This is a genomic window from Eikenella sp. HMSC071B05 (genome assembly GCF_001811325.1).
In the GTDB taxonomy this organism is placed as follows: Bacteria; Pseudomonadota; Gammaproteobacteria; order Burkholderiales; family Neisseriaceae; genus Eikenella; species Eikenella corrodens.
This window is the reverse complement of sequence record NZ_KV804539.1, coordinates 17989-31108: the sequence shown is the minus strand read 5'-3', so window position 1 is coordinate 31108 and position 13120 is coordinate 17989. Positions and strand designations below refer to the sequence as shown.

The window sequence follows — 13120 nt, the reverse complement described above, 5'->3', positions numbered from 1 at the left end:
GGCTCGCCGCCTTGTCCTGATTTTTGTTAATCTACTATATTTAATCGACAAAGCTGTTCGGATACGAAAAGGCTACCTGAAAAACCATTTTCAGGTAGCCTGCTGATGTTTCATTCAGAGGGTTTAACGCCCGGGGAACATGCCTTTCATGCCTTGTGCCATGCGCATGAGTTTGCCCATGCCTTTGCTGCCAAACATTTTCATCATTTTTTGCGACTGTTCGAACTGCTTGAGCATTTTGTTCACTTCCTGCACGGTGGTGCCGGCACCGGCGGCGATGCGGCGTTTGCGGCTGGCTTTGAGCAGGGCCGGATTGGCGCGCTCTTTCGGGGTCATGGAATTGATGATGGCTTCCACTTTGCTCATGGCTTTTTCCGCCGTGCCTTCCGGGATTTGCGCGGAAAGCTGCCCCATCTCGCCGGGCAGTTTGGACATCAGCGATTCGATGCCACCCATATTGCGCATCTGCTGGATTTGGGCTTTGAAATCGTTCAGGTCGAAGCCTTTGCCTTTGTGCAACTTTTTGGCCATGCGTTCGGCCACTTCCTGATCGATGCCTTTTTGCACGTCTTCAATTAGGGAAAGCACGTCGCCCATGCCGAGAATGCGGCCGGCGATGCGGTCGGGGTGGAAAGGCTCGAGGCCGCCGATTTTTTCGCCTGTACCGATGAATTTAATCGGTTTGCCGGTAACGTGGCGCACGGAAAGTGCCGCGCCGCCGCGCGCGTCGCCGTCCATTTTGGTGAGGATCACACCGGTGAGCGGCAGGGCTTCGTTGAAGGCCTGGGCGGTGTTTACGGCATCCTGGCCGAGCATGGCATCGACCACAAACAGGGTTTCCACCGGATTCACGGCTTCATGCAGCGCCTTGATTTCGGCCATCATGACTTCGTCCACCGCCAGTCGGCCGGCGGTGTCGACCATCAGCACATCGTAGAAATGCTTTTTGGCGTAATCGAGCGCGGCCTGGGCGATGGCCACGGGCTGTTGGGAAGCGTCGGAGGGGAAGAAATCCGCGCCCACTTGCTCGGCCAATAGGCGCAGCTGCTTGATGGCGGCAGGGCGGTATACGTCGGCCGACACCAGCAGCACTTTCTTGCGCTGCTCTTCTTTGAGCAGGCGGGCGAGCTTACCGGCGGTGGTGGTTTTACCCGCGCCCTGCAAGCCGGCCATCAGCACCACGGCAGGCGGCACGGCGGCCAGATTGAGGCTGCTGTTTTGCGTGCCCATCAGCTCGGTGAGCGCTTGGTTGACCACGCCGATAAAGGCCTGACCGGGCGTGAGGCTGCCGATTACTTCGTGGCCGACGGCGCGTTCTTTCACGCTGGCCATAAAGTCTTTCACCACCGGCAGTGCCACGTCGGCTTCCAACAGCGCCATGCGCACTTCGCGCAGGGCTTCTTTGATGTTGTCTTCGGAGAGGCGCGCTTGGCCGCGCATTTTTTTTGCCCACTGGCTGAGGCGGCCGGATAAATTATCTAACATAGCTTTCCTTGTGCTGGGTGGAGCCGCCGGGATACCGCATTGGCTCGTTTTGTTGCCGGCGATTTCGCCCAGCCGATAAATGGATTTGATTCGGGATCAGATAGCGGATTGGTTCACTTTGCCGAAGCAGGGCTTAGTTTGGCAGAAACTTCGCTGCGCGGCGTTTTAATTGCGCTGAAGCTTTGCTTTCAGGTAGCCCCTAGCAGGCGGCAAAGTTTGCTAAAATCGCGGCATTTTACACTATTACGCGCAGCCTTTGCGGCTTTCCTGATGGAAAAGCAGGCGCGCAACACACGGAAAAAGCATGGCTGTATTGTTTGTTTTGCTCGCGCTGCTCTATGGCGGCATGGGCGTGTTTGCTTGGTGGTTTGGGCGGCAAAATGCCCGGCGGCCATATCCGCTCAAAGGCGAGCTGCTGTTGCTGGCGGCGTTGCTGCCCGCACATGCGGCGGCGGTGTGGCAGCCGCTATTGCTCAGCCGTTTCCCCAACGGCATCGGCTATGCTCTGTGTTTGGCTACCTGGCTGATGCTGCTGTTGTATTGGTGCGGCAGTTTCTTTTATTCGCTGAAGGGTTTGCAGCTGCTGCTCTATCCCTTTGCCGCACTTTCCATGCTGGCTGCCGCGCAGTGGCCGGCGCCAGGCGCAGATTATGCAGTGGACAATATGCCCTTCGCGCTGCATGTGGGCGCATCGGTGTTGTCGTATAGCCTGTTTGGCATTGCCGCGCTGTTGGCGTTATTGGTGTTGCTGCTAAACCGCTGCCTGCGCAATCACCGCATTTCGCCGCTGATATCGTTTCTGCCGCCGCTGTTGAGCTTGGAAAAGCTGATGTTTCAAAGCATGCTGGCGGGCTTTGTGCTGCTGAGCATTTCCGTAGGCGGCGCCTTGCTGTTTCCGTTGGAGATTTTCGGCAAGCCGCTCGCGCTCACGCACAAAAGCGTGTTCGGCGTGCTTTCGTGGCTGGTGTATGCCGGCATTCTGCTGCTACACCGCACCCGCCGCTGGCGCGGCCGCACGGCGGCGCTGTGGTGTGTGGCCGGCTTTGTGTGCCTGATGCTGGCCTATGTGGGCAGCAAGTTTGTGTTGCAGGTGTTGCTGCATCGGGTATGAATACGTTGGGATGAATGGGAAAGGCTACCTGAAGATTTTCAGGTAGCCTTTGTTCGCACCATGTTTGGCATACATCAAATAAGCGGCAGATAAGCCCGCCTGCAGGTTTGACTGTTGCCCCGTTGCTGTTATTCTGCGCCCGATTCTTTTGTTTCCCCTTGATTTCAACCACAGGAGATACCCGATGAAAAAAGTGATTTTATCCGTTGCCACTGCTGCTTTGCTGGCCAGCGCCGGCGCTTGGGCGCATGGTACGCCGGCGGCGAATGAGCCGAGCAAAACGCCGGTAGACCGCAGCATTCAGGTGTATAAAGCAGCCGACTTCCAGCAGTGGGACCGTGAAAAAGCCGCCGGCGGCGAGGGCAAGCTGCTGGGGCGTTTCGCCTACACCCGCCACCAAACCGGCGAGCAGGATGCGATCCGCGAAATCGGCTGGCTCACACTGCCGCCGGGCGCGTCCATCGGCCTGCACGGGCACACCATTAATGAAGACGTATACCTGATTGTGGAAGGCCGCGGCATATTTGTGGGCTCAGACGGCAAGGAAGTGCCGGTGTCTGCCGGCGACGTGACCATCGCCCGCCCCGGCCAGTCGCACTCGTTGAGAAACACCGGTCGCCGGCCGCTGCGCTTCATCAACTTTATCGGCCAGCTGCAGAACACTGCACACGCTGCTCCTGCTGCTCCGGCCGCGCGGTAATCTGGCGCAATCACGGCAGAGGCTACCTGAAAGTTTCAGGTAGCCTTTCTCTTTATTCAGGCCGCCCCAAGTGCCCTTTGTCGAAAATTTCGGTATCATGAAGCCTCTTCCCGTTTTTAGGAAAACTTATGTTCCGTTCATTGCTTGTGGCCGCTGTGCTGGCGGCTTCTGTGGTGCCGGCGGCGGCAGAAACTCAGTCGCGCGTGCTGGCCAATGGTATGAAAGTAATTGTGCGCGAAGACCACCGTGCGCCGGTGGCGGTTACGCAGTTGTGGTTTAAGGTGGGCAGTGCCGACGAGCACACAGGCAAAACCGGCCTGAGCCACGCCTTGGAGCACATGATGTTTAAAGGCACGCCCACCGTGCCCGCCGGCGAATTCAGCCGACGCATTTCCGCGCTGGGCGGCAGCGACAACGCCTTCACTTCGCGCAACGAAACCGTGTATCACCAAGAATTTGCCGTGGGTAGCTTGCCGCAGGTGCTGGAGCTGGAGGCCGACCGCATGGTGAACCTGAATTTCAGCGATGCCGATTTTGAAAACGAAATGAAGGTAATCCGCGAAGAGCGCCGCCTCACCACGGATAACGACCCCGACGGCAAAATGTGGGAGCAGATTAATCTGAATGCCTATGTCAAGCCGGAAAACCGTGCGCCGGTTATCGGCTATGAGGCGGATTTGCACACGCTCAAGCCGGAAGATTTGCGCCAGTGGTATCGCGCCTGGTATGCGCCGCACAACGCCACGCTGGTGATTGTGGGCGACGTGAAGGTGGGCGAAGTGCTGGATAACGCGGAAAAACTGTTCGGCAGCCTGCCCGACCATCCGCTGCCCGCGCGCAACGATTTAACCGAGCCGCCGCAAACGGCCAACCGCTCTGCCCGCTCTACCGCGCCGGTAAGCTCGCCGGTGGTGGGTTTGGCCATCCAGGTGCCCGCTCTGCGCAAAGTGGACGACAAGCTGCCCTATGCGCTGAATATGCTGGCCGATGTGCTCGACGGCAGCATGTCTGCCCGCATTGAGCGCAATCTGGTGCGCGGCCGCAAAGTCGCCGTGGAAGCCTCGATGGGCTACGATATGCTCACCCGCTCGCCGGATGTGCTGCTGTTTAGCGGCACGCCCGCGCCGAATGTGAAGCCCGAGCAGCTCACGGCAGCGTTTTTGAACGAAGTGCGCCAAATTGCCGAACACGGTGTGAGCGAAGAAGAATTGGCGCGTGTGCGCAACCGCAGCCTGGCCGCGCGCGAGTTTGGCAAAGATTCGATGGAAACCCAGGCCACCAACATCGGCTCGCTGGAGTCGGCCGGCTTCTCCTACACGGATGAAGACGAAATTCTCCGCCGCCGCTTGGCCGTGAGCGCCGAAGAAGTGCGCGAGGCCGCCCGCTGGCTCCTGGCGCAGAAGCACACCACCGTGGTGCTGTATCCCGAATCCAAATAAGCGGCAAAGGCTACCTGAAAACGTAGGAATATCTTTCAGGTAGCCTTCCGGTTCTAAATTAACAGGCTACCTGAAAGCGCCCGCTTCAGCGCAGCCAAAACCGTATCCAAATTTAGGAGTAAATCCCCATGAAACCCCTGTTCCGCACCCTGCTGCTGGCCTGCCTGCTGCCCGCCGCCGCGTTGGCCGAGAATATCCCCATTCAACGCTGGCAAACCGCCGAGGGCACCAAAGTGCTGCTGGTGGAGCGGCATGAAAACCCGATTGTCGATATCGATGTAGCCTTCGATGCCGGCAGCAGCCGCGACAGCGCCAACAAAATCGGCGTGGCCGATTTCGCCGCCGGCTTAGCCGACACCGGCACCAAAAGCCTGGGCGAAGAAGCCCTGCTCCAGCGCGTGGCCGATTTGGCCGTGAGCCTCTCCAGCTACAACACCACCGACACCTCCGGCGTGCGCCTGCGCAGCCTCTCCAAGCCGGATATCCTCAACCCTGCCCTCGGCCTGATGCGCGACGTATTGGTTGAGCCCCGTTTCGATCCCGCCGTGCTCAAACGCGAGCAAGACCGTGCGGTGGAAACCCTCAAACAAAACCGCACCCAGCCCGATTTCCTCGCTTCCGTAGCCAACACCCGGCAGGTGTACCCCACCCATCCCTACGGCTATTCCGCCCACACCAGAGAGCAAACCATCCGCCGCATCACCCCTGCCGACCTGCACCGCTTCCATCAGCAATATTTCACCCGCCGCAACGCCGTGGTGGCGATTGTGGGCGATGTCAGCCGCAGCCAGGCTGAAGAAATCGTGAGCAAACTCACCGGCGACTTGCCCACCGGCCAAGCCTTGCCGCCCCTACCCGAAGCCACCCATGGCGCGGTGCAAACCCAAACCCTGCCGCATAGCGGCACCCAGGCGCACATCGTATTGGGTATGCCTCTCCTCACCCCGAATGATCCCGACTACTACGCCTTGGCCGTGGGCAACTACATCCTCGGCGGCGGCAGTTTCGACAGCCGGCTGATGAAAGTATTGCGCGACCAACACGGCTACACCTACGGCGCCTCTTCCCGCCTCACCCCCCTGCGCGCCCAAGGCCCGCTCACCATCTCCTTCGCCACTGAAAAATCCCGTGCCGCCGCTGCCCTGGCCGACACGCAGAAAGTGTTGCAGGAGTTCGCCGCCAACGGCCCCACCGAAGCTGAGCTGGCGCAGGCCAAAGCTAATCTCGTGGGCAGCTTCCCCCTGCGCTTCGACACTAATGCCGAACTGTTGGGCTACCTGAAACTCATCGGCCTCTACAACCTGCCCGACGACTACCTCAGCCGCTATCCGGCAGCCGTTTCCCGCCTAAGCGCCGAAGAAGTGAAAGCCGCCTGGCAGCGCCGCGTAACCGGCCTGCACACCACCGTGGTCGGCATGCCCCAATCCGGCAAACCCACCGCCCGCCGCAGCAACGGCAGAAGGCGTTAAGCACAATCCGCTTGATTGAACCAAGCGTGATCAAACAAAAGGCTACCTGAAACTTTCAGGTAGCCTTTTCTGCAACCCTAATTTCTGTAAAGCCCTGCCAACAAAGCCTCGGCGGGGTAAGGATAGGTTAATCAGATAGCGCAGGCGGCGGCAGTTTTCTAGAATAACCACATTTCTTAACAGCTGCCGGAAGGGGCAGGCGGAACAAGATGAAAAAACCGTTGAAATGGACATTGTGGGCAGTGGCGGCGCTGGCCGTGGGCGCAGCGGGCTATGCCTTTTTGAAGCCGAGCAAGCCGCAAATCACCTATCTCACCGAAGAAGTGAAACGTGCCGACGTGCGCCAAACCGTATCCGCCACCGGCGAGATTTCCGCCGCACAACTGGTGGACGTGGGCGCCCAGGCTTCCGGCCAGATCAAGCATCTATACGTGAAGCTCGGGCAGCATGTGGAAAAGGGCGACCTCATCGCCGAAATCGATTCCACCACCCAGCTCAACGCGCTAAACACAAATAAGGCCAAGCTGGAAACCTATCAGGCGCAGCTCGTGTCTGCCCGCGTGGCGCTGCAAAACGCCGAACGCAAATACCGCCGCGAGCAGGCGCTGTGGGCGGAAAATGCCACCTCCAAAGAAGAGCTGGAAAGCGCGCAGGGATCGTATGCCGCTGCCAAGGCGCAGGTGGGCGAGCTGCAATCTTCCATCCGCCAAACCCGTATCGCCATCAACACGGCCGAGGCTGATTTGGGCTACACCCGCATCACCGCGCCGATTTCCGGCACGATGGTTTCGGTGAAAGTGGAAGAAGGGCAAACCGTGAACGCGGTGCAAACCACGCCCGCCATCGGCCAAGTGGCCGATTTGAGCCGCATGTTGAACAAAATGCAGATTGCCGAGGGCGATGTAACCAAAGTGCGCGCCGGCCAAACCCTGCTGTTTACCACCCTGGCCGACCCCGACAGCGAACGGGAAGCCAAGCTGGATAGCGTCGATCCGGGCTTAACCACCCTGTCGCAAGGCAGCTACACCACCAGCACCGACACCACCAGCACTGCTATCTACTACTACGCCCGCGCACTCGTGCCGAACGAAGACGGCAAGCTCGCCATCGGTATGACCACGCAAAACAATATCGTGATCGGCGAAGCCAAAAATGTGCTCACCGTTCCCTCCACCGCGGTGAAACAGCGCGGCCGCGAACGCTATGTGCGCGTGCTGAAAGCCGACAACCAAGTGGAAGAGCGCACGATTACCGTGGGCATCAGCGACGGCACGCGCACCGAAGTGAAATCGGGCGTGAAAGAGGGCGAGAAAGTGATTGTGTCGGAGAGCGACGGCACGGTGAAAGAGTGGCAGGGCGGCCCGCCGATGTAGGCCGGCTCCCACTTTGCCATATCAGGCTACCTGAAAACCCAAAGGCTACCTGAAACCTCTGCTTTAAAGCCTGCTTCTATTGTTTCAGGTAGCCTCCCCGCCGCAACGAAGGCCGTATGCATATGAACCTAATCGAATGCCGCAACATCAACCGCTATTTCGGCGAAGACGCCAACCGCGTCCACGTTTTGAAAGACATCAGCCTCACCATCCAAAAAGGCGATTTCATTGCCATCATCGGCCAATCCGGCTCCGGTAAATCCACGCTGATGAACATCATCGGCTGCCTCGATAGCGCCACTTCCGGCTCGTATCAAATCGACGGCGTGGAAACTTCGCAGATGAGCGGCGACGAGCTGGCCGCGTTGCGCCGGCGCAAATTCGGTTTTATTTTTCAGCGCTACAACCTATTGGGCGCATTAAGCGCGCGCGAAAACGTGGCGCTGCCCGCCGTGTATGCCGGCATGGATCAGAAAGAGCGGTATGAACGCGCTACTCAGCTTCTGGCCGATTTGGGCTTGGAAGGCAAGGAAGACAACAAGCCCAACCAGCTCTCCGGCGGCCAGCAGCAGCGCGTGTCTATTGCCCGCGCCCTGATGAACGGCGGCGAAATCATCTTGGCCGACGAGCCCACCGGCGCACTCGACTCCGGCAGCGGCGAGATGGTGATGGAAATCATCAAAGGGCTGCACGCCAAAGGCCACACCATTATTTTGGTCACGCACGACCCGAAAATCGCCGCCTTTGCCAACCGCGTCATCGAAATCAAAGACGGCGAAATCATCTCCGACACCAGCAAAAACGAAAGCATCCCGCCCAGCAGCGTGGAAAGCCGCACCGAAAAGCCATCTTGGCTGTTTTATAAAGACCAGTTTGTGGAAGCCTTCAAAATGTCGGTGCAGGCCATCATGTCGCACAAAATGCGCTCCCTGCTCACCATGCTCGGCATTATTATCGGCATTGCGTCGGTGGTATCCGTGGTGGCGCTGGGGCGCGGCACGCAGGAGAAAATCCTCTCCGACATCAGCGCCATCGGCACCAACACCATCGGCGTGTATCCCGGCAAAAGCTTCGGCGACCGCCACCGGGGCCGCATCCGCACGCTCACCATCGCCGATGCCGAAGCCATCAGCAAACAAAGCTATGTGGACAGCATCACCCCGATGGTGTCCTCAGGCGGCACGGTTACCTACCGCAACACCAACCTCACCGCCCAGCTCTACGGCGCGGGCGAGCAGTATTTCAGCGTGCGCGGCATCAAGCTCGACCGCGGGCGGCTGTTTGACCAGGCCGACGTGGATGCTGCCGCGCAAGTGGTGGTAATCGACCCGAACACCCGCAAACAACTCTTCCCCGACGGCACCGACCCCATCGGCCAAACCATCCTGTTCGGCAAACGCCCGCTGCGCGTGATCGGTATCAGCGCCGAAGACCAAAACGGCTGGGGCGGCGGCGACAGCCTGCAAATGTGGGCGCCCTACACCACGGTGATGAACCGCATCTCCGGCGAGCGCCACATCAGCTCGGTAACCGTGAAAATCAAAGACGACGTGAGCACCTCCGTGGCCGAGCAGGGCATCAAAGAGCTGCTCTTGGCGCGGCACGGCAAGGAAGATTTCTTCACCAGCAACAGCGACAGCATCAAGCAGACCGTCGAAAAAACCACCGGCGCGATGACCCTGCTGATTTCTTGTATCGCCCTGATTTCATTGGTGGTGGGCGGCATCGGCGTGATGAACATCATGTTGGTGTCGGTAACCGAGCGCACCAAGGAAATCGGCGTGCGTATGGCCATCGGTGCGCGGCAGGGCAATATTTTGCAGCAGTTTCTGATTGAAGCCGTGCTCATCTGCCTCATCGGCGGCGCGGCCGGCATCCTGCTTTCCTATTTAATCGGCCTGGGCTTCAACGCGCTGGCCAGCGAATTTGCCATGTCGTTCTCCACCTGGTCGATCGTGAGCGCGGTGTGCTGCTCCACCTTTATCGGCGTGCTGTTTGGCTTCATGCCCGCCAAAAACGCCTCCAAGCTCAACCCGATTGCCGCCCTGTCGCGCGATTAGCGGCGGGCTGTAAGCGTGAGCAGCCATCAAGCCAAAACCGCCCGATATTTTTAGGTAGCCTGCAAGGAGTAGGTAGGGGCTACCTGAAAACAGGGTGAACAGGATTGCAAGCTAAAGTGAACGATTTTTCAGGTAGCCTCCAACCGGTAATCCAGGCTACCTGAAACCCACCCGACACCCAACCAAGAAACGAGGGTTTATGAACCAAACAACCCACCCGCCCATCCGTGCTGCCGCGCTGGCTCTGCTTCTGCTCGCCGGCTGCGCCATCGACCAAACCCCCAACACCCAAATCGGCCTCGCCCAAGCTCGGCGCGATGGCAGCGTACAAACCGCCGCCAGCGAAAGCGGCCACTGCCCCGATCCCGCCGGATGCGCCTACCAAACCGAAGGCGATTGGTGGCAAACTTTCGGCGACAGCGGGCTCAACGCCCTGGTGGAGCAGGCCTTGGCCAACAATGTGGATTTAAAACAGGCCGCCGTTAGCGTGAACAAAGCCCTGTATCAGGCCAACATTCTCGGCGCCAATCTCGTGCCAGAATTCAACGCTTCGCTCGGCACGAATGCCAACCGCAACCTCGACACCCGCCAAAACAGCCACAGTTACAGCAGCCAGCTCGGCTTAAGCTACGAGCTCGATTTATGGCGCAAACTCAACGCCACCGCCTCTGCCCAAGCGTGGGAGCAGCGCGCCACCGAGCAAGATTTGGCCGCTACCCGCCTGACTGTAATCAATAATGTGGCCGATGCCTATTTTCAGGTAGCCTATCTCAACGAAGCCATCAAGCTCACCGAAAAGACCATTGAGCAATACAAACAAATCCTGCAAATCGCCCGCAGCAAATATCGCCACGGCCGCGTGGCCTCGATAGAAGTGACCCAGGCCGAGCAATCCCTGCTTGCCGCCGAAAACAGCCTGCTGTCGCTGCAACAGAGCCGCAGCAACACCGAAGCCACTCTGCGCAACCTGCTCAACCTGCGCCCCGGCCAGGCCATGGCCGTGCAGCCCGAATCCTTCCGACTGCCCGAAGGCGGCAAGCTCGATTTGAATGTGCCCATCTCCACCCTCGCCGCCCGCCCCGATCTCATCGCCGCCGACTACCGGTTGCAGTCCGCCCTCAAAAGCCAGCAGGCGCAATACCGCAGCTGGTATCCCAGCATCACGCTGAACGCCGCGCTGAGTACCTCGTCCGAACACAGCAAAAACCTGTTCAACGTGCCGATATTGGGCGGCAGCGTCAGCCTCAACCTGCCCTTCCTCAACTGGCGCACCATGCACTGGAAAGACCGCAGTGCCGAAGCCGACTTTGAAAATGCCAAACTCGCCTTCGAAAAAGCCCTCACCACCGCGCTCAACGAAGTCGATACCAACTACCGCCAATACCGCGCCAGCCGCCAAGCCCTGGAAAACCAGCGCCGACGCCACCGGCTCGACGTTGAAAATAGCCGCTACTACCGCGTGCGCTATCAACATGGCCGCAATGAGCTCAAAGACTGGCTCTCTGCGCTGAACACCGAATATTCCGGCGCGCAAAGCCTGCTCGAAGCCCGCTACCAAGCCCTGCGCTACGAAAGTATGGTGTACAAAGCCATGGCTGGCCGTTACCGGAAAGCTTCTGCCGTCACGGCGCAGCCGGCACAGTAGTTCGGCATCCGATTTACCTGCGAAACAATAAAAACCGGACGGGCATACAGCCGTCCGGTTTGGTTATTTTCAGGTAGCCTTTGGTCATACCAGCAGCAAACAGCCATTACCTGGCGGGAGACTACCTGAATCTTGATGATTAGGTTGGTATTGCCCTGACATTTTGCTGCTATCTCGGCAATTGCCAACGGCTCAAGAGGCTACCTGAAAAGCATCAATACAGCTCAAACTGTGGGGAGGTGGTTATTTTTGCACTGGGATGACCGGAGGCAAAAAACGGCGGAAAACTTTATCAGGTGCGGATTTGAGCGAAGCTGGCGCGAGAAAAAACTTGCACCAGCTTTTGCTTTAGTTTGATAAAAAATGCGTTATCTTTTGCACCGGAATGAATGGGGATTAAACGCTTTTAAAGCAGAATTTAAGCAATTATGGTTTTATCAGGAGGCGGGCATTTAAAGAGCACGGCCAAGCCAAACTACTTTACCAATAATAGATACATTACTGCTGGCAGCATCCCCATTTTCCAGCGGTACCGTGAACGGCTGATATTCCTGATTGGCACTGGTGATCAGCAAAGAATCAGGCAGGCGTTGAACACGTTTGACAAAAGTCTCGTTACCAATGCGCAAAGCATACAGGCCATCAGAGGCCTCGGTTTGGCTGTGATCGACCAAGATGGCATCTTTATCATTTAGCACGCCAACCATGCTGTCACCTTTAACCATGACCACTGTCAGCGTGGAAAAATCAGATGTAATGTAGCTCTCTAGCCAATCGCGGCGGAAGGCGAGGCAGGATTTTGGCCGGTCGTTATCCACCCAAGCGCCTTGCCCAGCAGATACAGATACTTCATAGAACGGGATAAAGACAAATTCATCAATATCTACAACATTCCCATTTACATCTAATGGCTGAGTGCTGCCTATCCGGCTTATACGCCTAGCTTCTTGCAGACTTTTTACTATCTGATCGGTCTTCTTTAACTGCTCTTGCAGTATTCGCTGCCCTTCCTGCTTTAATTCGTCAGAAATACTTTGCTCTCCTTCTAAATAGGGAGCACCTTGCCCTGTGGCCAGCCATAACAGGTTCACTTGAGAGGCGTCAGCGATTTTGATCAGGTTGGTGGTACTGGGCTCAGCACCTTCTTTAACCCATTTTGTGGCCGTCGGGTAGGCTACATCCACCCTTCTTGCTAGCTCGGAGACGCTGCCAAGCCTCTTCACAACTATCTCCATGCGCTTCGCAAACTCAACGTTAAAGTTCTCCATACAAAGACTAACCCCAACCTATAAATAACTATAACGTTAATCTTAGAATATTTTATTCTTTAAATCATATATTTATAACTAAACCTAATAAAATCTCATAAATTTTAAGTTTAACGCTATAAATTATACTTGCTAATTTTAAGTTTAACGCTATAATACCTACATCTAGTCAATTCCCCAACTGACAAAAAATAGGTATTCAAGATGAAAAAAAATACAGCTCAAAAAGTAACACCGGAGCTTTTGGATTGGCACCGTGCAGACATCATCGCTGCGTTGAAAAAACGGGGTTGGTGCGATTCGCGCACTGGCAGCACAAGCCAACGTGCATCCAACCACTCTTTATGGTGCCTTAATCAAACCTTATCCCAAGAGCGAACGGGTCATTGCTGATGCGCTGGGCATGAAGCCAGAACAAATTTGGCCACAACGGTATGCGGCACGAAATTTCCAGCCTGTATTGCGCCGTGCGTGTAATGCGTAAATGTATTGTACGGATAACAGGCTAAAAAATCACGAATTTAAATTCTCGATTGATAAATTTTTACCATGAGAACCATCAGACGACAG

Annotated in this window: 9 protein-coding genes and 1 pseudogene; 8 read left to right on the top strand and 2 right to left on the bottom strand. The window is 57.1% G+C overall.

Annotation, left to right across the window (positions count from 1 at the left end; genetic code table 11):
• Nucleotides 1-123: 123 nt before the first annotated feature.
• Complete coding sequence (ffh, locus tag HMPREF2796_RS01075; protein ID WP_070630273.1) at nt 124-1485, bottom strand: signal recognition particle protein; 1362 nt, start codon at nt 1483-1485, stop codon at nt 124-126.
• Nucleotides 1486-1789: 304 nt separating this feature from the next.
• Between ffh and HMPREF2796_RS01070 the strand changes: the two genes are divergently transcribed.
• The 7 genes from HMPREF2796_RS01070 (at nt 1790) to HMPREF2796_RS01040 (ending at nt 11282) form a co-directional block, all read left to right on the top strand.
• On the top strand, nt 1790-2596 hold the full coding sequence (locus tag HMPREF2796_RS01070) for a cytochrome C assembly family protein (protein WP_070630272.1): 807 nt from the start codon (nt 1790-1792) through the stop codon (nt 2594-2596).
• A gap of 184 nt (nt 2597-2780) precedes the next feature.
• On the top strand, nt 2781-3296 hold the full coding sequence (locus tag HMPREF2796_RS01065) for a cupin domain-containing protein (protein ID WP_070630271.1): 516 nt from the start codon (nt 2781-2783) through the stop codon (nt 3294-3296).
• 128 nt (nt 3297-3424) lie between these two features.
• A complete protein-coding gene (locus HMPREF2796_RS01060) occupies nt 3425-4735 on the top strand; it encodes a M16 family metallopeptidase (RefSeq protein WP_070630270.1) in 1311 nt (436 codons plus the stop codon).
• A gap of 128 nt (nt 4736-4863) precedes the next feature.
• A complete protein-coding gene (locus tag HMPREF2796_RS01055) occupies nt 4864-6204 on the top strand; it encodes a M16 family metallopeptidase (RefSeq protein ID WP_070630269.1) in 1341 nt (446 codons plus the stop codon).
• A gap of 209 nt (nt 6205-6413) precedes the next feature.
• The gene (locus tag HMPREF2796_RS01050) at nt 6414-7577 is read left to right on the top strand and encodes an efflux RND transporter periplasmic adaptor subunit (protein WP_070630268.1); all 1164 of its coding nucleotides are present in this window, start codon (nt 6414-6416) and stop codon (nt 7575-7577) included.
• 122 nt (nt 7578-7699) lie between these two features.
• A complete protein-coding gene (locus tag HMPREF2796_RS01045) occupies nt 7700-9637 on the top strand; it encodes a MacB family efflux pump subunit (protein WP_070630267.1) in 1938 nt (645 codons plus the stop codon).
• 199 nt (nt 9638-9836) lie between these two features.
• Entirely contained in the window at nt 9837-11282 is a 1446-nt protein-coding gene (locus HMPREF2796_RS01040) for a TolC family protein (protein ID WP_070630266.1), read from the top strand.
• A gap of 452 nt (nt 11283-11734) precedes the next feature.
• On the opposite strand, the gene HMPREF2796_RS01035 is transcribed toward HMPREF2796_RS01040, so the two are convergent.
• A complete protein-coding gene (locus HMPREF2796_RS01035) occupies nt 11735-12550 on the bottom strand; it encodes a S24 family peptidase (protein WP_070630265.1) in 816 nt (271 codons plus the stop codon).
• Nucleotides 12551-12754: 204 nt separating this feature from the next.
• Here HMPREF2796_RS01035 and HMPREF2796_RS10680 point away from each other — a divergent pair.
• A pseudogene (locus tag HMPREF2796_RS10680) lies at nt 12755-13034 on the top strand (transcriptional regulator).
• Nucleotides 13035-13120 lie beyond the last annotated feature (86 nt).

Coding starts and splice junctions, on each gene's coding strand:
- HMPREF2796_RS01070 (WP_070630272.1), top strand. CDS start 1,790: ATGGCTGTATTGTTTGTTTTGCTCGCGCTGCTCTATGGCGGCATGGGC.
- HMPREF2796_RS01050 (WP_070630268.1), top strand. CDS start 6,414: ATGAAAAAACCGTTGAAATGGACATTGTGGGCAGTGGCGGCGCTGGCC.
- HMPREF2796_RS01065 (WP_070630271.1), top strand. CDS start 2,781: ATGAAAAAAGTGATTTTATCCGTTGCCACTGCTGCTTTGCTGGCCAGC.
- HMPREF2796_RS01045 (WP_070630267.1), top strand. CDS start 7,700: ATGAACCTAATCGAATGCCGCAACATCAACCGCTATTTCGGCGAAGAC.
- HMPREF2796_RS01060 (WP_070630270.1), top strand. CDS start 3,425: ATGTTCCGTTCATTGCTTGTGGCCGCTGTGCTGGCGGCTTCTGTGGTG.
- HMPREF2796_RS01040 (WP_070630266.1), top strand. CDS start 9,837: ATGAACCAAACAACCCACCCGCCCATCCGTGCTGCCGCGCTGGCTCTG.
- ffh (WP_070630273.1), bottom strand. CDS start 1,485: ATGTTAGATAATTTATCCGGCCGCCTCAGCCAGTGGGCAAAAAAAATG.
- HMPREF2796_RS01035 (WP_070630265.1), bottom strand. CDS start 12,550: ATGGAGAACTTTAACGTTGAGTTTGCGAAGCGCATGGAGATAGTTGTG.
- HMPREF2796_RS01055 (WP_070630269.1), top strand. CDS start 4,864: ATGAAACCCCTGTTCCGCACCCTGCTGCTGGCCTGCCTGCTGCCCGCC.